Annotated in this window: 24 protein-coding genes, 6 pseudogenes and 1 other annotated feature; of the genes and pseudogenes, 8 read left to right on the top strand and 22 right to left on the bottom strand. The window is 31.9% G+C overall.

Going from position 1 to position 23,969, the window contains the following annotated elements:
* Window positions 1–62: 62 nt before the first annotated feature.
* Window positions 63–317 carry a DUF2935 domain-containing protein gene (locus AB3K27_RS04715; RefSeq protein ID WP_368490094.1) on the top strand — a complete coding sequence of 85 codons (255 nt, stop codon included), beginning with the start codon at window positions 63–65 and terminating at the stop codon, window positions 315–317.
* Here the strand turns inward: AB3K27_RS04715 and AB3K27_RS04710 are convergent.
* Window positions 284–1,341 (bottom strand): annotated as a pseudogene (locus AB3K27_RS04710) (pyridoxal-phosphate dependent enzyme); the annotation flags it as partial. The gene AB3K27_RS04715 and the pseudogene AB3K27_RS04710 sit on opposite strands and share 34 nt — an antisense overlap.
* A gap of 61 nt (window positions 1,342–1,402) precedes the next feature.
* Window positions 1,403–1,654: a binding site (T-box leader), on the bottom strand.
* Between the two features lie 205 nt (window positions 1,655–1,859).
* Between AB3K27_RS04710 and AB3K27_RS04705 the strand changes: the two are divergent.
* Both AB3K27_RS04705 and AB3K27_RS04700 read left to right on the top strand, forming a co-directional pair.
* Complete coding sequence (locus tag AB3K27_RS04705) at window positions 1,860–3,194, top strand: glucose-6-phosphate isomerase (RefSeq protein WP_368491171.1); 1,335 nt, start codon at window positions 1,860–1,862, stop codon at window positions 3,192–3,194.
* Window positions 3,195–3,206: 12 nt separating this feature from the next.
* Window positions 3,207–3,962 carry a YdcF family protein gene (locus AB3K27_RS04700; RefSeq protein WP_368490093.1) on the top strand — a complete coding sequence of 252 codons (756 nt, stop codon included), beginning with the start codon at window positions 3,207–3,209 and terminating at the stop codon, window positions 3,960–3,962.
* Between the two features lie 230 nt (window positions 3,963–4,192).
* On the opposite strand, the gene AB3K27_RS04695 is transcribed toward AB3K27_RS04700, so the two are convergent.
* The 7 genes and pseudogenes from AB3K27_RS04695 to AB3K27_RS04665 all read right to left on the bottom strand — a co-directional run bounded on the left by AB3K27_RS04695 (window position 4,193) and on the right by AB3K27_RS04665 (window position 6,647).
* Complete coding sequence (locus AB3K27_RS04695) at window positions 4,193–4,501, bottom strand: nucleotidyltransferase domain-containing protein (RefSeq protein ID WP_368490092.1); 309 nt, start codon at window positions 4,499–4,501, stop codon at window positions 4,193–4,195.
* Between the two features lies 1 nt (window position 4,502).
* Window positions 4,503–4,904 (bottom strand): nucleotidyltransferase substrate binding protein, encoded by a 402-nt coding sequence (locus AB3K27_RS04690; protein ID WP_368490091.1) that lies wholly within the window; start codon window positions 4,902–4,904, stop codon window positions 4,503–4,505.
* 210 nt (window positions 4,905–5,114) lie between these two features.
* Entirely contained in the window at window positions 5,115–5,486 is a 372-nt protein-coding gene (locus AB3K27_RS04685) for an Rpn family recombination-promoting nuclease/putative transposase (protein WP_368490090.1), read from the bottom strand.
* A 33-nt stretch (window positions 5,487–5,519) separates the two neighbouring features.
* A pseudogene (locus tag AB3K27_RS04680) lies at window positions 5,520–5,708 on the bottom strand (transposase); the annotation flags it as partial.
* 11 nt (window positions 5,709–5,719) lie between these two features.
* Entirely contained in the window at window positions 5,720–5,830 is a 111-nt protein-coding gene (locus AB3K27_RS04675) for a hypothetical protein (RefSeq protein ID WP_368490088.1), read from the bottom strand.
* A 219-nt stretch (window positions 5,831–6,049) separates the two neighbouring features.
* Complete coding sequence (locus tag AB3K27_RS04670; RefSeq protein ID WP_368490086.1) at window positions 6,050–6,382, bottom strand: DUF2442 domain-containing protein; 333 nt, start codon at window positions 6,380–6,382, stop codon at window positions 6,050–6,052.
* A gap of 19 nt (window positions 6,383–6,401) precedes the next feature.
* Window positions 6,402–6,647, bottom strand: coding sequence for a DUF4160 domain-containing protein (locus AB3K27_RS04665; RefSeq protein ID WP_368490085.1), 246 nt, complete (start codon window positions 6,645–6,647; stop codon window positions 6,402–6,404).
* Between the two features lie 384 nt (window positions 6,648–7,031).
* Between AB3K27_RS04665 and AB3K27_RS04660 the strand changes: the two are divergent.
* From AB3K27_RS04660 to AB3K27_RS04645, 4 genes and pseudogenes are all read left to right on the top strand, one after another.
* Window positions 7,032–7,130: pseudogene (locus AB3K27_RS04660) on the top strand (type II toxin-antitoxin system Phd/YefM family antitoxin); the annotation flags it as partial.
* The gene (locus tag AB3K27_RS04655) at window positions 7,106–7,234 is read left to right on the top strand and encodes a Txe/YoeB family addiction module toxin (protein WP_368491170.1); all 129 of its coding nucleotides are present in this window, start codon (window positions 7,106–7,108) and stop codon (window positions 7,232–7,234) included. The pseudogene AB3K27_RS04660 and the gene AB3K27_RS04655, both read left to right, overlap by 25 nt.
* A 146-nt stretch (window positions 7,235–7,380) precedes the next feature.
* Entirely contained in the window at window positions 7,381–7,620 is a 240-nt protein-coding gene (locus AB3K27_RS04650; RefSeq protein WP_368490084.1) for a hypothetical protein, read from the top strand.
* Between the two features lie 306 nt (window positions 7,621–7,926).
* A complete protein-coding gene (locus AB3K27_RS04645; RefSeq protein ID WP_368490083.1) occupies window positions 7,927–8,442 on the top strand; it encodes a hypothetical protein in 516 nt (171 codons plus the stop codon).
* A gap of 132 nt (window positions 8,443–8,574) precedes the next feature.
* On the opposite strand, the gene AB3K27_RS04640 is transcribed toward AB3K27_RS04645, so the two are convergent.
* Complete coding sequence (locus AB3K27_RS04640) at window positions 8,575–9,954, bottom strand: mannose-1-phosphate guanylyltransferase/mannose-6-phosphate isomerase (protein WP_368490082.1); 1,380 nt, start codon at window positions 9,952–9,954, stop codon at window positions 8,575–8,577.
* Window positions 9,955–10,083: 129 nt separating this feature from the next.
* Window positions 10,084–10,212: a hypothetical protein gene (locus tag AB3K27_RS04635; RefSeq protein WP_368490081.1), complete on the bottom strand. Its 129-nt coding sequence runs from the start codon at window positions 10,210–10,212 to the stop codon at window positions 10,084–10,086.
* A 53-nt stretch (window positions 10,213–10,265) separates the two neighbouring features.
* On the opposite strand from AB3K27_RS04635, the pseudogene AB3K27_RS04630 reads away from it, so the two are divergent.
* Window positions 10,266–10,976: pseudogene (locus AB3K27_RS04630) on the top strand (transposase).
* A 464-nt stretch (window positions 10,977–11,440) separates the two neighbouring features.
* On the opposite strand, the gene AB3K27_RS04625 reads toward AB3K27_RS04630, so the two are convergent.
* From AB3K27_RS04625 to AB3K27_RS04570, 12 genes and pseudogenes are all read right to left on the bottom strand, one after another.
* Window positions 11,441–12,097 carry a DapH/DapD/GlmU-related protein gene (locus tag AB3K27_RS04625; protein ID WP_368490080.1) on the bottom strand — a complete coding sequence of 219 codons (657 nt, stop codon included), beginning with the start codon at window positions 12,095–12,097 and terminating at the stop codon, window positions 11,441–11,443.
* 225 nt (window positions 12,098–12,322) lie between these two features.
* Window positions 12,323–12,445 (bottom strand): annotated as a pseudogene (locus AB3K27_RS04620) (IS3 family transposase); the annotation flags it as partial.
* Between the two features lie 94 nt (window positions 12,446–12,539).
* Window positions 12,540–14,021: a group II intron reverse transcriptase/maturase gene (gene ltrA / locus AB3K27_RS04615; RefSeq protein WP_368488991.1), complete on the bottom strand. Its 1,482-nt coding sequence runs from the start codon at window positions 14,019–14,021 to the stop codon at window positions 12,540–12,542.
* Between the two features lie 586 nt (window positions 14,022–14,607).
* Window positions 14,608–15,000: pseudogene (locus AB3K27_RS04610) on the bottom strand (IS3 family transposase); the annotation flags it as partial.
* Window positions 15,001–15,048: 48 nt separating this feature from the next.
* Complete coding sequence (locus AB3K27_RS04605; RefSeq protein ID WP_368490079.1) at window positions 15,049–16,116, bottom strand: polysaccharide pyruvyl transferase family protein; 1,068 nt, start codon at window positions 16,114–16,116, stop codon at window positions 15,049–15,051.
* A 459-nt stretch (window positions 16,117–16,575) separates the two neighbouring features.
* Window positions 16,576–16,782, bottom strand: coding sequence for a hypothetical protein (locus tag AB3K27_RS04600; RefSeq protein ID WP_368490078.1), 207 nt, complete (start codon window positions 16,780–16,782; stop codon window positions 16,576–16,578).
* Window positions 16,783–16,827: 45 nt separating this feature from the next.
* Complete coding sequence (locus tag AB3K27_RS04595; RefSeq protein WP_368491169.1) at window positions 16,828–18,228, bottom strand: lipopolysaccharide biosynthesis protein; 1,401 nt, start codon at window positions 18,226–18,228, stop codon at window positions 16,828–16,830.
* A gap of 14 nt (window positions 18,229–18,242) precedes the next feature.
* Window positions 18,243–19,589, bottom strand: a complete 1,347-nt coding sequence (locus tag AB3K27_RS04590) for an O-antigen ligase family protein (protein WP_368490077.1) — start codon at window positions 19,587–19,589, stop codon at window positions 18,243–18,245.
* A gap of 163 nt (window positions 19,590–19,752) precedes the next feature.
* Complete coding sequence (locus tag AB3K27_RS04585; protein WP_368490076.1) at window positions 19,753–20,853, bottom strand: glycosyltransferase; 1,101 nt, start codon at window positions 20,851–20,853, stop codon at window positions 19,753–19,755.
* Window positions 20,854–20,880: 27 nt separating this feature from the next.
* On the bottom strand, window positions 20,881–22,020 hold the full coding sequence (locus tag AB3K27_RS04580) for a glycosyltransferase family 4 protein (protein WP_368490075.1): 1,140 nt from the start codon (window positions 22,018–22,020) through the stop codon (window positions 20,881–20,883).
* Between the two features lie 14 nt (window positions 22,021–22,034).
* Window positions 22,035–23,084: a polysaccharide pyruvyl transferase family protein gene (locus AB3K27_RS04575; protein WP_368490074.1), complete on the bottom strand. Its 1,050-nt coding sequence runs from the start codon at window positions 23,082–23,084 to the stop codon at window positions 22,035–22,037.
* Window positions 23,081–23,959, bottom strand: a complete 879-nt coding sequence (locus AB3K27_RS04570; protein ID WP_368490072.1) for a glycosyltransferase family 2 protein — start codon at window positions 23,957–23,959, stop codon at window positions 23,081–23,083. Before AB3K27_RS04570 ends, AB3K27_RS04575 begins: the two co-directional genes overlap by 4 nt.
* Window positions 23,960–23,969 lie beyond the last annotated feature (10 nt).

Below are 23,969 nucleotides of genomic sequence, written 5' to 3'. Positions count from 1 at the left end.
ATTCTAAAGATAATATAACATTAATATAGTGTAAGTGAATTAATTAACAAGGAGCTTGTACTATGCTATCTAACAGTGAATTTGTTAGACAATCGTTAGAATTAAACTTGTTTTTTACGAGAACAGCCAAAGAGCATGCCATATTTTTAGAATCGGGACTTACTCCTAAAAATAATAATATCACATTTCAAACAGAAGTGTTAAGAAATGAGTTTAGGTCACTGTCAAAAAGTTTTAGGCAAAAATATTTACATAAATCCCATATTTTAAACGTACTATTTTCATTATACTGTATATATGCCTGCATATCAAAATAACCTGTTCCGGTAAGACCAAATAAAATTGTCTTTGCCTCCCCTATTTCTTTACACTTAAGTGCTTCATCAATAGCCACACGAATTGCATGGGAAGATTCTGGAGCAGGTAATATTGTTTCATACTTTGCAAACAATACAACAGCATCAAATATCTTTGTCTGCTCTACAGCACGAGCTTCATCAATATATCCATCATGATAAAGCTTTGAAAGAACCGGACTCATACCATGATAACGTAACCCACCTGCATGGTTAGCAGAAGGAATAAACTCACAACCTAATGTATACATCTTTGCCAGAGGAGTGATCATTTCCGTATCACAAAAATCATAGGCATATTTTCCTCTAGTAAGAGATGGACAAGAAGCAGGTTCAACTGCTATAAAATAGCACAACCAAGACTGCCTCCTGTATTTGGATTCTTAGCAAGGATAGAGCGTCCAGCTTCTGTTGTATCTGATGGACTTGAAATAACTTTTGCCCCAAAGGTTTCCATAATTGCCTTTCGATAAGGCTTCTGCTGGGAAGATACCTTAACCATATAGACTGTTAAGTGTACTTCAAAATATGCACAAGCCTCAGATAAAGCTGTACCCCATTGACCGGCTCCAGTTTCTGTAGTAAGAGAAGTAATCCTTTGTTTCTTTGCATAATAAACCTGTGCTACGGCAGAATTTAACTTATGACTGCCAGAGGTATTATTTCCCTCAAACTTGTAGTAAATCTTTGCAGGCGTACCAAGTGCTTTTTCCAAATTATATACCCGACAAAGAGGTGATGGACGATAGACTTTATAAAAATCAAGAACTTCATCTGGAATATCTACATATCTAGTTTTATCATCTATTTCTTGTTTTGCAAGTTCTTCACAAAATACAGGATATAGATCTTCAACTTTTGCAGTTTTCATGGTACCTGGATTTATATAGGGCTCATGTTGTTCTTTCATATCAGCTCTAATATTGTACCACTTATGTGGTATTTTCTCCTCTGACAAATAAACTCTATAAGGTACTTTACTCATTTAATTTTAACCCCCTTTTCAAATTTTACTTTAAAGAATATAAAAAGCTCTTGTCCCTAGTAAAAGGGACAAGAGCTTTTACTCCTGCGATACCACCCAAATTGGTAAAAAATTACCCACTCTTTTCATATACATAATAATACATGCTCACTTGATAACGGGTAGAGTTCCCGCCAGTGCCTACTTGGAAAAAATCCTTTCAGACTGCCTTCATAAGTCCATTCATCTAGATAAATGTTATCGCATTCCACCAAGACTGCGACTCTCTAAAAACATATAATTCCAGAATACTATTCTTATTCATCAGTTTATTTGCTTACAATAAATAATAAATTAGAACTTTTAATTTGTCAATAAAATTTTTTATTGACAAATTTACAGCGTAAGCTGTTGTTATCCTGAAATATCATATAATTAATTGAAAATATTATCAATATACTCTATAATACATAGTATATGGTTATATGAAATTTAAATTAAATTAGAACAAATTTACTGGAGGTGCAAGTAAAGCGATGTTGGAAAAAGGTATAGGTTTGGATTTAAGTAAAATTTACTCCTGTGTTAGTCAGAATGATATAGATAATTTACAGCCTTTTGTATCTGTTGCCCACAATATGATAGAAAGTAAAACAGGTGCAGGAAGTGATTTTTTAGGATGGGTAGATTTACCCGTAAGTTATGATAAAGAAGAATTTAACAGAATAAAAGTGGCAGCTGAAAAAATCAGGCATACTTCAGATGTATTTATAATTATGGGAATAGGCGGTTCTTATCTGGGAGCTAGAGCTGCTATTGAAATGCTTTCACATACATTTAGTAACATTTTATCTAAAGATAAAAGGCAGGGACCTATTGTACTTTATGCAGGAAATAATATGAGTTCAACTTATATGAAAGATTTGCTGGAAGCGGTAGAAGGTATGGACATATCTATAAATGTTATTTCCAAGTCAGGTACTACTACAGAGCCCTCTATTGCATTTAGGACATTCAAAAATTTATTAGAAAAAAAATATGGTAAAGAAGAGGCAAGGCATAGAATATATGCTACTACGGATAAGAAAAGAGGAGCTTTAAAGACATTGGCGGATATAGAGGGATATGAAACTTTTGTTATTCCAGACAACATAGGTGGAAGATATTCTGTATTAACTGCAGTAGGGTTACTTCCTATAGCAGTAGCAGGAATTAATATAGACGATATTATGCAAGGCGCAGCAGATGCCAGGGAAGCCTACAGTAGTGAATACTTAGATAAAAATGCAGCGTACAGGTATGCTGCAGTTAGGAATATATTATTTCAAAAGGGTAAGACTACTGAAATTATGGTAAATTTTGAGCCTTGTCTTCATTATTTTGGAGAATGGTGGAAACAACTTTTTGGAGAAAGTGAGGGAAAGGATAATAAAGGTATATTTCCTGCAGCGGCAGATTTCTCAACGGACTTACATTCCATGGGACAATATATACAACAGGGGCTTAGGATATTATTTGAAACTTTTATAAATGTAACAAAATCCAGAAAAGAAATAATTATAGAAGAAGACAAAGACAATTTAGATGGATTAAACTTTATTGCAGGTAAATCAATGAGTTTTATAAACTACCAAGCTTTGAAGGGGACAGTGCTAGCCCATAGTGATGGAGATGTTCCAGTAATGATTGTAAATATACCTGAACTTACCTCTTATTATTTTGGATATATGGTATACTTTTTCGAAAAAGCTTGCGCAATCAGTGGATATTTGATGGGAATAAATCCATTTGATCAGCCTGGAGTTGAAGCCTATAAAAATAATATGTTTGCTCTTCTAAAAAAACCAGGATACGGTGAAAACAGATTGATATAAAGAGGTGTTATTGTGATATATTTTGCTAAGTTCATAGCTAGCTTGATTCTTCCTCCTGGCTGCTTTATCATTATACTACTGATTTCAGCCCTGCTTCAATATAAATCTCAAAAGGAAATTCCAAAATTAACAATATCAATAGCTGTCCTAATTTACGTGGTTTCAATTCCCCTTACTGCAAATTTAGCAATTCACTCACTGGAATATACTTTTATTCCTCCCCAAAAACTAAATGGCGATGTAATTATCATGCTTGGTGGGGGTGCTACACTTGATTCCCCGGACTTCAGCGGTACCGGGGGGCTTTCTGGTTCTGCCCCCAGCCGTTTACTAACCACACTGCGTATACATAATAAAACAAATTTACCTATAATTTTGTCTGGCGGCAAGGTCTATGCTTCAACTGGAACAGAATCTGAAATTGCCAAAAGACAATTGCTGGATTTAAATATTAACAAAAATAACATAATAATAGAAAATAGCAGCCGTACTACAACAGAAAATGCAAAATTTACCGCTAAAATTCTAAATAAATATCACTTTTCAAAACCTATAATAGTAACATCAGCTTTCCATATGAAACGTTCAATGATGAATTTTTCCAATGCCGGTATAAAAACAGCTATACCCTACCCTACTGGCTATTTTACCAATACTCATGTAAGTATAGACCTTAAATCATTTATTCCTTCCTATGATAGTTTCAATACTACAGGAATTGCTTTACATGAATATCTTGGAATATTTCAGCTGTGGATTAAAAGTTAGAAATTAAGGGTTTGCTAAATCAACTCAAATATCTAGTTAAATCCTCCATTTTTTCTATATCCAAAATATTTTCAATAATTAAATTTAGTTCATCACTACTTGCTTTTTTAGCCTTTCATCAAAAGTTCTATCTGAATAATTGAATTTTTTATTGACTAGTTTTAAAACCCTTTCTACATCCTTTAACCTAGCTTGTTCTTTTCCTTCTTCTCTTCCTTTTTTTATAGGATTTAATCTTTCCTTTTATAAATAGTTTTTCCTACATTGTCAATATGCTTTTTAAGCTCTTCATTTGAAATATCATTATAATTTACCACATCAAAAAAATACGGTAGTGGATACTCTTCATTTAAATCATCACTAAGTCTGCATACTATTTTTCTATTTACATATTCACCTTTTAATGCTATGTCAACATCAGAGCCTTTTTTATAATTACCCATAGCTCTGCTGCCAAAAATAATCACTTCCTCTATTTCTGAATATTTTTTAACAGCCTCCAGTATGTATTTTAAATCTCTCTCCAATAATCCGAACATTTTAAAGCTCCTTAATCAACTTTTCATAAAGTTTTTTTAGTTCAGGAAAATAGCTCTGCACTATATCCCTAACCATTTTCTCTGCCAATTTATCGTCATAAGTATGCACAGTCAAATTTCTATCTGAAAGGGCATCTATCCAAATATGTCCATCATCAATTAACCCTATTTGATAAGCTCGCTTGATTGTTTCCCTTGGACTTTTTGTATATAATTCTTGTGCTTCCAGGTAATCCTTCATCAATTTCCAGGATAGTTCAAAGGCAATCTCAAAAAACTGTATAATGCCAGCACGTTCTAATTCTGTTTTAAGAGGTTGATTAATATATTTACTTAATAATTTGTATGACTTCTCGAAATTTACAAACCTTTGTCTCCATCTTATGTCTTTAAATTGATCCATTTAAAAGACTCCTTTCCATATTAAATTGAGCTACATATCTATAATTCATACCAGCCGGAAATTAGCTGCTTGCTATTGTTTTTTCAACTTGTTAAAACATAATAAAAATTACTATAGAAACGCATCCTATAGTAATTTCCAATTAGTTTTTATCATTTCTATTCTATTTTACACAAATCTGTGTATGTTCTCAATTATAACCAATTATTTCTAATTTATATCTTTTTTTATACTACTAATTTCTTCTTCTGTAAGTCCAGTTGCCTTTATAACTGTTAGTAAATCTGTTCCCATTTTTATAAGATTTCTTGCTACTTGAATCTTACCTTTTTCTATTCCTTTTTCTATTCCTTTTTCTATTCCTTTTTCTATTCCTTCTTCAATACCTTTTTTCCTTACATCATCTATTACTCTTTCTAAATTATATACCATAGATTCTACCTCCCATTGATTTGTTTTTTCTAATACATTTTCTATCTCTTTTTGCATCTCCTTCGGCAGTCTTGGCTTTATTATACCTTTTAACCATTTTCTAAATATATCATATTGTTCCGGCTTTATTTTCTTTAATATAAATACCATTTTCCTTAATCTTCTTATTAATTCCTTGTCATCTATTCTTTGATCTATTAAAAATATTGATGATACTAAATTTGCTATACTAAATAGTTCATCCTGATCATATCTATTTACATCTAAAAATATATATTTAAAATCTAAAACATTTTCTTCAAATAATTGATAACCACTTAATATTTCTTTAAAACTTATATGTGCTGTCCATTTATTTTTCCCATTATATATCGCTATAGGAATTATTGCAGGTAACTTGAAATTCTTTCTTTTCTTTTCCTTTCATTTTTATCTGTATTTTTGAGTGTATCTCTCCATATTTCTACCATATAAAACAAAAGTCTACTGGGCATTTGAAAATCTACTTTCGATTGAAACTTTAATAATACATAAAGTATATCAAATTATTTTACTATTCACACTAATATTTTTACTTTACTTAATTTATTGTTCAACGTAAAAACAATCGAATTTCTCCATAAACTTCGATTGTTTTCTCTCTTATTTCATTTCCATTTTTCACATAAGGTCTGACCCCTTTGTAAAGAGCTTGCCCTGAACTTGCTAGGAAATTAGCTCTTGGCTAAAACAGGAATAGATTCCATATATGCTGAATCTTTACATATATTAATTCTATTATTCCACACTACAGCCGAATCAAGATTTTTATCTACATCCCAAGCAATATTCCCCGATTCATCTATAAATACTTCCTTAAATTTATCTATATCTTTTAATACTTCAAATACTCCAAATAAGTTCCTAGACATATCATATACTCTTGTTTCTCCATTATCAAATGCTATGACTAATGTGTAATCATTGTTCGGAGTTATCTTCTTAATTTTTCTAGATCCTTTTATAAAATATTCCCTAACTTCACCTGGAATTAAATTTGCTTCCAAAACACCCACCTCCAATTTTTTATTTTAAAGGCTCTATTGGAAATAATTCTTTTTGCAGTTGAGCAAGATACCATTCTTCTTGCAATTCTTCTTGATGCAAAGCAGCCCATCCAAACAGCATTTTAAGCTGTTTATTTGGCATAGAACCACTAAGTAACTCTATATCATCAATAGTGATACAACAATTATATTCTCCATATTCGGCATGAAAATGTGATGGAAGATGCTCTCTATAATTAATATAGATCTTTATTCCTCTAAACATACATATAGTTGGCATATTAAATCCTTTCTATTCTGTTATTATAATTCCATGCATTAGAATTCTATTTGTTCCTCATTTTAATACAATTACCTACTAATAAATAAACTTTTCAATTTCATTTTAGCATTGCTTTACATATAATTCAATAATTTTAATAACTTCGCTAAAGGTAACTTCAACGTAAAAACAACCGAACTTGTTCAAAATTTCGGTTGTCCAACTCCTAGCTCCACTATTTTTTTCACATACCTCGACAGGCTGTACGAAAAGTTTGCCTTGAGCCTACTACTCTAAACTACTTGCCTCTGGAAATTTATTACTCTTCCTCCGATATTACTCTTCCTCCGAGGTACTAGGAGGCAATTGGAAATTGGCTCCTTGCTAGAAGATTGGTCAGCAATCCATGAAACATTATATCTTTTAAATATACCAGGCATGAGAGAAAGTATTTTAGAAGGATCGAAAAACTTGTTGGTGATCTAAAAGGATTTTATTCCAGGAGAATTAATATCCAACACAGAATAATATACCAAGTTCTTGAAGAAGAAAAAGCAATCAAAATATTAAGGATATGGACACATGCTTAATATTTTATTGTGGAAAGGGCACTTTTACTATTCTCATAACTCATTTTGAATACAAGACATAAAAAATTCCAAAAAAATTAATATAATTTTCTTTGAATAATAATCCTCTGTCAGTTAAAATACAGAAGTATTAGGGGGCGAGGAGTTTGAATTTACAAATAATATTTCAATGGCATAAGGTATTACATCTCATATTACCAATAATCATTATTCCTATATTCCGAAAACGAGTAGGATTATTAAAAATTTGTTTAATTGTATTTATATTTGGTTTTTTCAAAGAGATTTATGATGTTGTAGTTCAGTTAGATCCTTTATGGGAATCAATAATAGATATGATTTTTGATATAATTGGTATACTATTAGGAATTATTGCAGCAAAATAAAAAATCAATTTAACTAATAATTTAATACACACTAGAAACTTTATATGACATTGGCACTTGATTCAAGTTTAAAATCAAGTGCTCTTTTCTTGCCTACATTTTGTTCATATGGACCAGTAGGCTATGAAAAAAGTTTGCCCTTACTATCCCAAACTGTTTGTCTCTGGCAATTTATTGCTCTTTCTATGAGGTGCTAGAATTTGTTTACATTTGTTTTACATCTCATGGGGTAATTGCGATTGAATCCAACTTATTTATGCTATATAATGTTTATTGTAAATTATTATTTTACATAGGAGGGTTAAAATGGGAGAACATTATAAATCTCACACTAACAAATTTAATTGGAATACAATTATAACCCCATTATTTATCATTATTGCGGTTATTGTAGGCAGTTGTTTATCTTACTATAGTAATTTGAGCTTATTAAATAATCAGCACAAATTTCAACTTTCTGATAAAGTGCTTGATAAAAGAATATCCTTAATTGATACAACAACTTCAAAATTAATTAATTATGAACAATTTATGAAAACAAACACAACAAATGACAAGAAAAAATTAACTACTTATACTAATGATTTACTTGCTGTTTTAAATGAGGACAAACTATATTTTGGAGATGATTCAAATACCGTTATAAATAATTTTGAAAAAACTATACTATCAAGCCAGGTAATAAGCGATTATAATCGATTTGAAAGTTCATATAAACCAAATAAACCAAATCAGAATGAAATAACTAATAATAAACCTAACAGTTCCAATATTTCAATTATTTATTATATGTATAAAGAAAAAGATATGGATGTTAATTAAATACTCACTTTTAATCATTGAACTAATCAATTCCATGATTATTTTTTGTATAAAGTAAAACAGAGTAAACTGTCTACTCTGTTTTACTTTTTTATTTCCATTTTTTATAAGAGCCTGACCCTTTACAAAATACTACCTTCTTCCATAATCATCATCAAATCTTACTATATCATCTTCTTCCAAGTAATCACCCATTTGTACTTCTATAATCTCTAAAGGTATTTTACCTGGATTCTCTAATCTGTGTTTTTGTCCAGGTTTTATAAAAATACTTTCTCCTGCAGGCACAAATCTCTCAATATCATCAATTGTTACTTTAGCCATACCTTTAACGACAATCCAGTGTTCACTACGATGATGATGCAGCTGATAACTTAGCTTCTTTCCCTGACTCACTTCTATTCTCTTAATCTTAAAAGAATCCTTATCTTCTTCAAGTACCTTGTAGTACCCCCAAGGTCTATAATCTTGAACATGATACTCTATCCTACTGTCATTTCTTGATTTTAAAGTTTCCACAATTTTTTTTACTTTTTGTGATTGATCCTTTTTACATATTAGTAAAGCATCCCTATTGTCTACCACAATTAAATCATTAACTCCTACTGTTGATACTATTTTATCCTTTTCTGAGTATATGTAGTTATTCTTTGAATCAATAACTATATTATCAGAATTAACTATGTTATTATTTTCATCTTTATCAGAAACATCATAAATAGCATCAAAACTGCCAAGATCACTCCAGCCAATATCTACGGGTGCAACAGCAACATTTTTGCTTTTTTCCATAATGCCATAATCAATTGAAATATTTTCATCTATTTTACTAAAAGCTTCTTCAATTTTACTACTATTTTCAAAAGCATCATAGATATTTTTAGCATACGATCTTACTTCATTTATAAAAAAATCAGTATTAAACATAAATATGCCGCTGTTCCAAAAATAACCATCATTAACATATGTAACTGCAATTTCATACTCGGGTTTTTCCTTGAATTCTTTAACTTCATAAGCATTTAGTTTTTCGTCACCAGGTGCAATATATCCATATCCAGTGTTTGGTCCATCCGGTTTAATACCAAAGGTTATAATTGAATCTTTTGTTAACGCCTCTGAAGCTTTAATAATATTAGCAAATTCCTTTTCTTTTAAAATCATGTGATCAGAAGGAAAAACAACCACAGAGTCTGTCCCTTTTTTAGCTACTTCATGAACACCTGCATAAATTGCCGGCAAAGTATTCTTAGCCTCAGGTTCAACAAGAATATTAGACTCATTATATTCATAGCCTAATTCTTCAATTTCACCCATAACTAAAAACTTATATTTCTCATTAGTAACTACATATATATCATCCAGATCTGCCAATAATAAGCTCCTCTTAAATGTTTGCTGGAACAATGAAGGTTTATCATCCTGCAGCTTTATAAATTGTTTTGGGTAACTACCACGACTTAACGGCCATAATCTAGTACCATTTCCACCTGCTAGTATAATTATTTTCATTTATATATCCATTCCTTTCACTTCGCTCAAGGCACAAAATGAAATGAAAAAATTTTGCTTCGAGCGAATATTTTTTATTATAATGTCATAGGGAATCGGCACACTACAAATCACGGGGAGGTGAGTGGGCTATTGTCTATCGATAACCGCATTTATATATGTGCAGACTGCCTTTTCAAGCACAAATAAGTATGATTTCAAGCATGTAACCTTATCTTTGTTTAAACAATCTGGTTTAAATGCTAGGCTGTCAGTCACTGCCGTTCCGCCCCATTATTCTTGTGAACTTCTAAGTTCAGCAAGGAGTCCCTATGACTTTAAAAATTGTGTATAAAATCTGTTGTGGCATTGATGTCCACAAAACTTTTGTAGTTGCTTGTATTGCAATTACTAATTCAAAAGGTGTTACCACCTACAAGAGCCATCGCTTTTCTACCTACACTAAAGGTTTGAAAGAGCTGTTACAATGGCTACTTGAATCTAATTGCAAGGATGTGTGTATGAAATCTATCGGTAAGTATTGGATTCCTGTATACAACGTCTTAGAAAAAGACTGTTCCATTGTTCTTGCATATCCTAAATATGTTAAGGCTATTCGTGGTAAAAAACTGACAAGAAAGATGCGAAATGGATTGCTGACCTGTTTAAGCATGATCTTGTTGCAGGTAGCTTTATGCCTTCTGCTGATATTCGCCAGCTCCGTGACCTTATGCGCTATCGTTACAAACTAACCTGCTTTATGTTCAGTGAAAAGAACCGTCTCCAAAATTGTCTCACTGTTTCCAACATTCAATTGGCAAACGTTGTCTCCGATACAAAAACGATGCGGTCACAAGAAAGCAATCATTGCAATAGCAAGAATGCTTCTAACAACATTATACAACATGTTGAAAAATAATGAACCCTACAATGCTGAACTTTATAGAAAATCTGATGTTATTCCTCTTGACCGTGAGATCACTGTAGAACAAGCAATACTAATGGCACAGTTCCAAGGTTATAAAATCAAATCAGCTAATTAACCTTAACTTGCTTCAATATTCAATTTTTTGACCAGCGAAAAATGGTCTATTTGTTATGCTCTCTTATATTATTGGCTTAATAAACTTTCTTTTTCAACCTTTACCTCCATTTCCTATGATCCATTAATATTAATGAAATAATTTCTTTTAATTTCGTTTCCATGTTTTACATGAGAGTCTACCCGTCTTGCATAAATTGGAGACTGAGTGAACATATTCTGCTTCCTTCTCTCTGTTACCGCAACAGGATACCAAGTGGCTACTTGCTAAAAAATAAACCACTTTAAGTTTTTGCTTGTCGTGATTTCCAAAATAAGTTAGTTTCCCCGAGGTACTAAGAGATGACTGGAAGTTAACTCCTTGCTATTTTGTTGTTCACATCCCCGGGGGCACTGCCAAAGGCTTGCCTTGAGCTTGCTCTTAGTGTCGAAGTCAATCGAGAGCTTAACCACTCCCAGTATTAATTATTGATCAATGGTTTTAATGATTTTCGCGGGATTTCCTACAATTACACTATTGGGTAGAAAACTCCCACAAACTACAGCTCCTGCACCAACAACACAACCATCGCCAAGTTCTGTTCCCTTTAGAATTAAAGCATTGCATCCGATGAAACAGTTCTTGCCAATAACAATCGGTCTAGTATTAATTTTCTCTTTATTATCATCATTACGAGCTTCAATTTCAATTGGGTGAAAATCATTATCCAAAATTTTCACATTACCGCCAATATTTGTATTATCACCAATTATGATTGATTTTCTGGCATAAATTGTAGCACCACTAATACCAACGTTATTGCCAATCTTAATTTCAGCTTCCGGAGAACGAGTAACAATAATCGTACGGCTATAAAGACCAACCAAGTTTGACAAGAACGATGACTTGATTGTTACTCCGTTCCCTATTGTCATAGTAGCACCCGACTTATTAAAGATCACAGGACAGCCTTTTAGAAGCAGATTGCTACCATAAGAAATATGTAAAAGTTTTAAGATTATTTTATAGTAATTTGAATTCACGGATTTTCCTCCATATCTCCTCAATGATGAGGATAAAAATTCGTATCTGAAGCTTAACGTTAATAATTTAAATAATTGGTAAAGATGATCATAATTCATACTGCCCTTCCCCTAATAAATTAAACAATTCAAACTCTTTATTTTTAACTTTTCCCCAGATTAACTTGTTATTTTCTATGCTGCTTTCGACTTTTTAATAGCATTATTGTAATAAGCTTCTAGTGTTAAGTAGTCGTTAGAGATATGAATTCTTTGCCTATTATAAAAGATATATATGCATGCACAGCCCCCTTGGCAAATTTTAAAATGTTCATCATAAAGTCATTCGTATTTCATCTTGCTCCAAAAGGATTTCATAGGAGTGTTGTCCCAACAGTTACCTCCTCGAGACATACTGCATATAGAACCATACTCTTTTATTAAATTGCGGTAGTCCTTAGAACAGTAATCGATTAAGAAAAAGAGATTGCTCCCTTTCCCTCATCTAAGAACCGTACGTGAGAGTTTCCCGCTCATACGGCTCAAGCATTTCTTCACCCTTTCAGGCAGCAACAAATGTATGCAGTTTTATCTTTCTTTTATCAAAATAGTCCTTGTCTAAGAAAGGTGTTTTTATGATCTGCAATTTTGGATATCTGACGATTTTAATCCGTCTCAAATTAATTAGACTGTACTCGTCCGTCTTGAAAAGCCATCTTTTCCAACCTTTTTCATGCCAGTATTTATTTAGTCTCCACCATTTGTTCTTATTTGGGTGTCTATGTTTTGCCCATTGCTGTAGTAAGTGATAAAGGGTGTTGTTAATATTTGAAAAGGCTTTACTAGCAACCACGTGTTTGTGATAATTTGTCCAACCTCTTATGACTTGATTAAGCCTTCTTATTAAGTCAGATTGGGTGCTAGCTTTCCCCTCCTTAAGGATTATTGTGGAACATCTCCTAATTATGTTTTTAATAGAACTTTTAGAAGGTTTAACTATTAATTTCCCACTGTATTTCTTAAATGTCCAGCCAAGAAAGTCAAACCCTTTGTCGATATGTGTGATTGTAGTCTTTTCTTCTGATAGTGTTAGACCTCTTGATTGGAGGAATTGACTAACAGTAGTTTTAAGTTCTTCAGCAATTTCTTTTGAGTTTGCAGTAATAACAAAATCATCAGCATACCGAATCAAGTTCACTTTAGTTTTGGCTCTGTAATGATTTTCTATTTTACCTTTTGAATTTCTATGATATTTATCTTGAATCACTTTTTCGAGTCCATCTAATGTCATATTTGCATATATACTTGAGATTGCACCGCCTTGTGGCGACCCTGTTTCCGTTGGGAACAGCTTTTCTTCATATATATATCCCGATTTTAGGAACTGCTTCATAATAATTTTATCCATTGGTATATTGTTTTGTAACCATTCATGGTTAATGTTATCAAAGCAACCTTTAATATCGCCTTCAAGTATCCATGTCGGAGAACACTTTCTAGCTAATACACAAAATATCTGCTCACAGGCATCTTTTGCACTTCGTCCACGGCGGAATCCAAAGGAAATGGAATCACCTTTTGTTTCTGCGATTGGCTCAAGCGCTAGTGCATATAATGTTTGCATTGCTCTATCATACATTGTTGGTATACCTAATGGACGTTTCTGTTTTTTACCTTTCTTTTCGATGTATACTCGTCTTAAAGGTTTTGCTTTATAGTTTTTGTCAGTAAGTGAAAGCACAGCTTTCATCTTCGAAGCAGAGGTAGACCATAGTTTTTTGTCTACTCCAGACGTATTCTTCCCTTTATTTGTTGTTACTTTTCTTACAGCATAAGCCTTAGCTGAAAAAGAGTGGGTTAATAAGTATTGTAATCTTTTGGCTTTATTATTGTCCCCTTTTTTTGTTGCCTTAGCGATTCGGGTTTGTAGTCTATTAACATCGAATTCAACTTGTTTCCAGTCAATTGTTTCCCATTGAAATTCAAGTGATTTCGTGTCTTTTAGTCTCTCGGTTTTATCCGTCGTTGAATTACTAAAATTCATAAATATATACTCCTTTCCTGCTAAGAAATACCATAGGATAAGTCTGCACTCTTTCGAATTAGGGCAAATTTTGAACCCTTATCTGTTTTCATTACAAAATCAGCATTCGCTTTTTATCCTTTTCTTCTGCCCTCTATGTCATTTCGCCCCTTACGGTTAGATACCTCTCGATGGAGGAACATATAGGGTTTACCAAGTTCCACATAATACATAATTGTAAATGCCTTAGGAGTCATCTTTAAACCGGGAGTTCTTTATCCATTCGCATTGGTTTAACAGTTGGCCTTTGCTCGACTCCTTACCATTTTGGTCAAAGCGTTTCAGCCTATTTCGCTTTCTCCAGCGTAACGATTCCTACAATGATTCACTTTACGTTCTCCATAGCATTCTTACTCTAGCAGTTGTCCCAGCTTAGGCTACTCGAACTTCCACATTGTCTCGTGAGCTTTCTAACCCAAACGTTACCATTCACGCTAGTCACGATAGAGTTACCCCGAATGGATGGGGCAGTCTTACGACAATGTATTACGCGACTTCTTGTCGCACTTGTGATCCCCTGTCTGAATGCAAAATAACGCCTGAAGATTTACCTGATTGTTGATAAGCATCCTTTAACGTATTGATTATTAAATCCTTTGTCATCAAATCTATAAGCTTTTGCCCACACAAATCCATAACCCCTAATATATAGAGCTATCCTTATTTTGTCCATAGATATATTACTAACCATCTTCTCATTTCGTTTATCCACAGAAAAATCTCGATTTAAGATATTTTCTGCTACCGGAAGCTTATGATTAGAATTCCTAGTAGCGTTAAATTTCTTTGCAACCTTTGATTTTGTAGCATTTTCTCGCATAATACGTTTTACTCTTTTATGATTAATGGACATTGAGCTTTTAGCATTTACTTCATTAGTTATTTTAATAGGGTCATAAACTTTTTTACTTTTGTTGTGAATACTCCGAATTTTTTCTAGTAACTTTTTGTTTTCCCTACACTTTTGCTTTCAAACCTTTTATCTTATTCATAGCACATTATTTAATAATTTACTTAGAAAATCAAAATTTTCAGTAGACTTTATTAAAAGTCTACTTTTAGAATAACGTTTCTTACTATTAATAATAGCTTTAATTTTTTTATAATTAACTTTTTCTTCATAAATATCAAAATAATCATTTGAAGAAATTGACTCATAAAAATATCTCATTTTGGGACTGTATGACATGCCATAGGTAGGAACATTAAAATATTCCGAGGCTATACATCCATGTAATCTACCTGAAAAATGAAATTTAGCATTACATATTAAATTTGTAATATTATCTATATTATTATCTAAGTCAATTTGTATATTAAAATTATCATTAAACATTTTAGATATAACATTACATCCTTCAATATCATAATTCTCATCTAATGCTGATAATACTATATTTTTTATATTGAGTTCATTACATAATTTACTACAAGCATTCACAACATCATTCATTAATTTTTTTTCTTGTTCTTTATCCATATATCGTATAAGATTCCTCCACGTTATTAATACATACTCATCATATTTGACTTTCTTTATCTTAAATTCATTAAAATATATATATGATAAATCTTCAGCTAAATAATAATTCTCATTACTTGATAAATCATTTGCCTTTTTTAATGATGAACTATCTCTAAAAATAGCAAATTCACATTTGCTTAATAAATATATTGCTTTTTCTATTCTTTCCTTAATAGTTAATTTACCTATTCCTATACCTAAATATGAAAACTTACCACCAAATAATTTTATTAATTTAAAAAATTTAAAATTCCCATCGCCATCACAATCGGTAAAAATAGTTCCTCCCCCCCATATATTTATTGTATCTTTATTAGAAAGTCTATAAAGTTCATATAACTTCTTTACCTTGTTGAACTCCTTAAATTTTGTTATTTTACTATCTGTATGTAATGTGTTACTTCCTTTTATACCAAAAAGGTCTATTATTTCTACTTCAATGTGTTTATTATTAAAATAATCAATTATAACTTTTAACATAATATTGTCACCATAATTTGGTCCATAATATCCCCATAATGCTATTTTCATATAAATCCTCCTAATAACTACAAAATACCTTTTGTCCTACAATTACTACCTTTTTTCTTTGTTAATTCACATTCCTATTCAGTGGTTCTTTAGTCGTTTCTCCCTACTGAGCATCGGCTTTCAACAAAGGGGCAAATGTCAGCGGTCAACATTTCTCCTTTCAACAACTTTTGAAATGCCTTCTATTTCGGGACTGTAGCATTTGTTAAAACCTTCCGGTCTCCAAGTTTGCCTGCCACTCTAACTGTTCAAACCATATATTCTCTGAATAATATTAGCCCCAGTGACTTTTACATCCGAACACCTCACGGTTTGTTACCTCTCCATGTCTTGGATATGCTAACTAACCCAACCGATCAATTGTTGGTAGGAGACTTTCACTCCATTAAATTCTCAGCCTTGACAGCTGTTCCATCCTTTTGTAAAGGGCCTGCCCGAACCTGCTACTTCCCCTAAGTGCTAGAAGGTATTAGACAATTTTCCTTTCACTTTTTGAATTTTAGTTTTAGGAGCAACAGATGAATTAGAAGTTTTGCTTTGATAATTTATAACTTTACACTCATACCCAAGTGACTCAATTGATTTTTCTAATACAAATGCTTGTAACATTACACCACAGTTATAATTATGATTAAAAAGTGTTATAATACCAACTTTTTGGGACATGTACCCACACCTCTCTAAAAGTTTTATACTAGCAATCTAATGGAACTATTGGCGTTTAAATTGCTTTAAAATTGCAAAAATAAAGTTTTTATTAAGAATAAAAAATGCATTTATACCCAAAATCAAATTAACAACATTTAGCATAAAGATTTGTTGATAACAAAGTATCGAAGATATAGCAATCAAACCTAAACATACACCAATTTTAGAAAAATTATATTGAATAGGTGCTATGTGCCTTTTCTCTATATCAATACCTCGATATAAAACTAGAGTGAGATAGCTAACTATCATCGATATCGATGATGCATAAATGCCAATTTGGTGAATTAATGTTAAATTTACAACACAACTTACTATAGCACCTATTGCGGATGAAATGCCAACAACTGCTGTCATCTTACGTGCAATATAAATACTCCCATAAAAAGACGAGATGCTAGAAAAGAAAATTCCTATATACAATAATGGTATCTGATAATAAGCTTCTGCATATGAACCTCTGATTAAAATTGTAAATAAAATTGGAGTCCCGGCAATTAATAGTAACATACATCCTGTTAAAAAATAAAACAGCATATTAAATACGGTGCTATAATATTGATTGCTGTCTTTATCTGAAGCACTAATCGAAGCTGACTCCTGCCAGGCCATATTAAAAATACCATACGCCGAGTTAAATATATTTGGTATTTTCCCCGCAACAGCAAAAACTGCATTCATTTGCAAACCTAAAAAAGCATTAATAATGAATTTATTGCAGGTGTTAACAATCCAAATTGAAAGTGTATTCGGAACCATCGGCCAGGAATATGACAACATTTTTTTTATAATATTTTTATCAAACAGTTTAATATTTATTTTTTTCTGTGTATCGCTTGCGATAACCTGAAAAACTGTTCCTGCAAGGTATGCAGCATCCAAAGATATGAACAGTCCATTGAAGCCCAGTTTACACCCTGACACTAATATAACTACAAGAATCATATTTAGTACAGAATTGATAATTGATCCTATTGCATATACTTTATTATTACCCAGTCCTCGAGCAATCTGTCCAGAAATATTATATTGAATGTTAAAAAATAAATACAAGCCTAGTAAAATCTGTGTAAAAACTGGAAGGGCTTTATACGCCATTCCAAAAGCTATAGCAGCAATAACTGAAGGAATGGCCTCAAAACATACTGTATTTGTAATATATGTGTTCTCTACTTTCGTACCTCGCACATCAATTAGAAATCGAAAAGTTGCCTGATGAATTTGAATCGTTGCAACCACTGTTAAAATATAAACAATTATATTGACAAGGTCATAACGTCCATATTCTGTTTTTGTTAACATTCCAGTATAAATCGGTAATGTAATCAAAGCAGTTAATTGAGGGAAAAAATTACCAAGGGCAAGAATTAATGTATTTTTTATTAAATATTTTTCTCGTTTCATCAAAAATATACCTCTCAAAGTTTATACCTTTCTTTTTCCTTGCTTGCATTTGTATTTTTCTTCAAAAGGAATAAATATGCATTGACAAGAATAAACAACGTCCACCCAAAATTTTTCATCAATGCCCATCCTTGACATGCATATATCATGAAAATACAAAAACTGCCTATTATAAAATAACAATTTGTTTTATTAGTAGAATCTCTTTTCAATATAACTAGTGCATCTCTAATTCCCTTTAAATATATTTTTAAATATAAAACCAAGCCGCATATTCCCAGTTCAGTACCAATAATCAAGAAACTATTATGAATTGGGCTTCTTCTAACGAAATCTGATGAAATTACATCACTTGCCTTTAAAAGCAATTCTGAAAAATTACTATAATTTGCATCAATATAATCAACATGATAATTTAGTCCAACACCAAAAATAAAATTTTGAATGTTGGCAAACATGATCTTAAAACCAATGATCCAATGCACAAATCTAGCCATAAACATATCATAAATACTATTAATTATAAACATATTCTGAAATATGCTAGAATGTATAAACCAATCCACTAGGAAAATTATTGTTACGATACTAACAAGTTTAAAAATTAAATTATGTTTATATTTTTTTAAAACTATGAAAAATGCAACGATAAAACTCGTAATCAGCATTGTTCTTGCTCCAGATAAATATAAGTCAATAAATCCTAAGAGTGCATACTTTAAAGCCGACTTATCTCTTCCAATTAATGACTTACATATAAAATAAAGAAACAAAATGGAAATATATAAGCTAAAATCTCCAGGATGACTAAAGGAGGCAGTCATTCTAGATAATTCATTACGTTCTGATAATGAATAATTTGAAATAAATGGGATTAAGATGCCAAAAAACACATAAAGCATTCCAACAGCCGATTGCAATACTAAGCTAATTCTAAATCCTATATTTAAAGACTGTTCAAAGTTCTCAAAATCCATTCTATTTGTTAATAAAACAAATAAAATAATATAGAATATATATTTGTATGCACCAATGGCATATAACTCTATGCTTCTACTTATCGGAAAGACTATTGTTAAAATTCCAAAAATCAAAAAATTACACAAACTATTTACTAACGATCTTTTTGAAATATTAAATTTTTTTAACCCTAACATGAACCACGCTATACATATAAACATAACTAAGCTCAGAGCTATACTATTCCCATAAGGTCGGCCGATATTATAGCTTTCGTATTTCCATAAATTCATCTCCTTAGGAATTACACATGCAATGATGATTCCTATAAGAAAAATATTTTTGAATTTTAATTTTCTACGTTTTATTGAATACCCTAGTAATATTACACTATTATTCATCTGTTAACCTACCTTCTATTGTACAGTCACTGCAATAACTTTAGGAGCACTAACTATTTTAAAAGTTTTCTGTAAATTCCACCTATACTAAGAGGCAATTTTCTGATTGCTATGAACTTTCGCTATGTATTAGAATACAAGATTACCTTACTATGTTCTTAATTTACTTCACTTTTTTAGAAATTTTTTTATAGAATTCTACAATATCAGCACAAATATTTTCCCAATTTAATTCATCAACAGCATATTGATGTGCCTTAAGACCTAATTGTCGAAAAATCATTGGATCCTTCTGATATTTATCATTCAACTGGCGAAAATACTTGGCCAGCTTCTCTTCATGATCTGTTTCGTTATCATAGTCATAGCAATAGACAAAATCTCTATCCTCAATGTCCTTCATAAAACCAAAACGACTCACAATAATTGGTTTAGACTGTGAAAATGCCATAATAGCAGCTCCAGAATTTATCATTGAACCCTTGTCATATGGTAACACTGCAATATCACTTTTCTCAAAAATAGTGTGCACCTCATCATCAGGAATAAAACGATTATCATATACTACATTATCACATCCATCCAATTCCGACTGAATTTCTTCAGCCAAGCCAGCTTCTTCCTTGCTACACTTTCCACAAATCACTAGCTTAGCATCAGGAATATTTGCTTTACGGAAAGCTCGAATCAATAAAGGAATATTTTTATAACGATTTACCATTCCAAATGCCAAAACTGTAAACTGAGGTGTACGCGGTAAAAGTTTAACTTCTTTCAAATCATCAGAAATATAGCTGCCATGAGGAACAAAGCAAATCTGGGAAGCAGGATAATTATAATCTTTTATTAGAAAATCCTTAGTTTCGCTAGCATGGACTAAAACCATGTCCACCATAGGTATAAATTTTGCCAAAAATTCCTTATAAAATGTCCTATCTTTTTCCCTCTCAGAAAAATGAGATTCTTTATTATGCATAGTCCATACTAATTTCCCCCCAGTAAATTTGATAAAACGCAACCACAAAAAAATGCCTTCACATATTATACGATTTTTCAAGGAATTAAAAGAAGCTTTGTTTTCAATCCAATTAAAATGGTAAATTTCTGTACCTTTTATAATAGCCAAAAAACTAGATAAAAACTTAGCGCTTTTAGATTGATATTTTTTATTTATAATTTCAACTCCATTATTCCCCAATACATTTGTAATCATGTCTATATAAGAATTAAATGGCGAAGATGGCGGAAAAAAATATACTTTCATAATTTACTCCTCAATTAACTTATTGTGTTACTTCTCATCAAACATCTTATTATAAAATTTAATATTTTTGTCAACACGCAGCTTGCGAGCAATATAACTATTAATCTTTTTGATATTAACTTTAAATTCATGCTCATCCATTTCAACTAAATCCTCAATAGTTCTAATAAAGACAGATTTATCATTTAGAGGAGCTATAAATCCACCTTTTCCGTTACAATCATCCCATGAAGTAACTCCCTTACTAAGAATAACAAGACAATTATTCATCATGGCTTCTACGATTACGTGCCCATAATTTTCTCCCAACGTTGGAAAAAAGAATGCATGATATTGTTCAAATACATGCGGAATTTGATTATGCGGAACTTCTCCTTTATATGTGACCCTGATATTCTCTGGAAGTGTTTTAATAATAGACTCGCACTCAGCCCAATAATTTTTATCTTCCATCGGTCCATAAATATCAAATATCACATTACCCTCATGTACATCTTTTAATACTTCCAATGCAAATTTCAAGTTTTTCTTTGGAAAAATTCTTGAAACAAATACAAGTCTTAATTCGCCTGATTTCTTTTCAACAAGTGGCTCCTTGGGAACGAACTTTGCCGGAAAATTTGGAACCACAAACGTTTCTGCCTTCGAAAACTTCTTTTTTATATCTTGTTCTTCAAGTTCACTCGTTGCATGCCAGAGAAGATTTTTATACAAGCCAATCAACTTACATAAATAAATATAACTGTACTTCTTTATTTTTTTATTCTCACAGCCACCTGTAAAATCCCCTCTTGGAGTAAGAATGATTTTGCACTCTTTAAGACGTCCCAGCCTTCTCAAAAGCAAAGGCTTTATTGTAAATATAGGAGAGAAAAATCCATTAAGATATAAAACATCAAAGTCGGTTTCATTCAAGACCTTTGCAAATCCTTTTAAATTTTGCATCTCAGGACTCATATAATATACTTTTGCCGTGCCAACCTGATTCCACTCATCCACCTTAATCCCATCGTAAGGTTTCAAATCACCTTTATCGCGATCAGTAGTGACAATATACATATCAAATTTATCCGATAAATTCTCAACCATATTAATGCAGGATTGTATTGGTCCGCCACCTTTAAAGCCGGGCCAATAATAACCCGTTAAAATTAAAACTCTTTTCATTACAAACCTCACTATTAAACATCAATAGCTTCTCTTAAGAAGTTTTTTGATGCGATAATTTTTTCTAAAAGTAAACTATTTACGGCTTCATAATCAATATTTTCCATATTCAAATGTTGGGAATCCAACACAATACAGTCTTTCATATTTAAATCTGTTAGTAAATCTACAACTCTTGATCCAGTTGTACTGTGAGGAATAACAAACAATTTTTTATTTAAAATAATGGAAAACGCTGTTGCATGAAAGGAGGAAGCTACAACAAACTCTGCATTCCTAATATAATTTACTAACTCAATAGGATCTGCATCCTTGATAACCTTATCCACACCCCAGAAATAAAAAAGTGAACAAACTCTGTAACCTGTTTTTTTCTTTAACTCTTTTACTGTTTTCGTTAAATTTTCAGTAATTTGAGTAGGATATACAAAAATATACTTTTCCTTTAACTTTCTGGGGCCACAAAATTCTTCCCATTCATTCTTAGGTTTTAAGAAAACGGGATCAAGCACTTGTTCACAAGATAATCCCGTCAACTGTTTTACTAGTTCGACTCCTGTCTTTTCTCGTACAGAAATCAAATCAAAATTGTTAATTCCTATAGCTGTTTTCTCTCTGTATTCATTTGGAATCATAGACAACCCAAAGCTGGCGCCATATGAGATTTTTTTGTGTTGTTCATCTACAAATGAAAGAAAAAATTCATCGACTACACCTTTATGAACATTCCATATCTGGTCACTTCCAGCAACAAACACATCAAATTGTTGATTTAGTTCTCTCATATCGTCAGTGATGTAATAGGTTTTTTCAGTAAACGGCAAATATTTTTGACGATACAAGTTAATCTTTTTAATTTTATTCTTACAATCAGGTAAAAAGATTAAATCACTTAACCCATCTAACAGGCCTTTAACTGTCTCAAAAGGTCTATTATCAAAATCCTTATATTTTATTATTTTACAATCATGTCCTAATCTCTGAATAAATTGAGCCAGTGCATATGCCTGCAGCAATGCACCTAGATTTTGGCTATATCCAAAAGTAATAGTTGCAACTTTCATTTCTTTAGCTCCCCCTGTTCTTCCATCTTTCGACCAGTCTTTTCACATTCATACATCTTGGCATCTACCAAGAATCGGTACCAATAAGCCTGCAGAAATGTGTAAATCTTACCTTCTGTACCGTCAAGAAAACCAAGACGAAAATAATACCTATAAATAAAATAAACATGTGCTCTGAAAAATTTAGGCAAGCTATAATATCCGTGATTCTTTATGAAGCGCTTTATTTTTGCCTGAAAAGAAGTAGTCGTTTCAGAGACGGTTTCTTCAGCATTCTGTTTGTCAGCCTTCATCTGGCAATCCAGAACTTCCTTATTGCTGTACCAGTTATGCTTATTGATCCACCATTCCAAGTCTTTATTGTTGTTATCAATCATGTCTTTATCAAATGTAACAACTTTTCCATCATTAATGATAAGATGCTCATCCATCATCTTCATTTCAGACATACCATGACCAGTCCTGAAAATCCGAAGAAGCAGTTCAGGATATTTGCCACCGTGACGCAACCATTTTCCCATGAAATAAACACGCCGACGAAGGATAATACCATTAACATCCTGTGGCAAAGAATCCAGTTTATGATCTAATTCTTCTGCAAGTTCCGTAGTCAATTCCTCATCCGCATCTATTTTCATTGTCCAGGTTGTAGTAATATTGGCGTTTGCAATTCCCCAGTTAAACTGTGCTGCATGGTTTTCAAATTTATGCTGAATAACATCTGCCCCAAAGGATTCTGCAATATTCAAAGTCTCATCTGTACTAAAGCTGTCGATGATCACAAAGTGCTTTGCAATTCCCTTAAATGACTGTATACACTTTTCAAGATTCTTTTCTTCATTCTTTGTGAGAATGACAACCGTTAAATCAACCATGATGTTCTCC

This window comes from Clostridium sp. BJN0013 (assembly GCF_040939125.1).
Classification (GTDB): domain Bacteria; phylum Bacillota; class Clostridia; order Clostridiales; family Clostridiaceae; genus Clostridium_B.
Note: the sequence above shows the minus strand (reverse complement) of the source record. Positions and strands in the feature narration are given on the sequence as shown.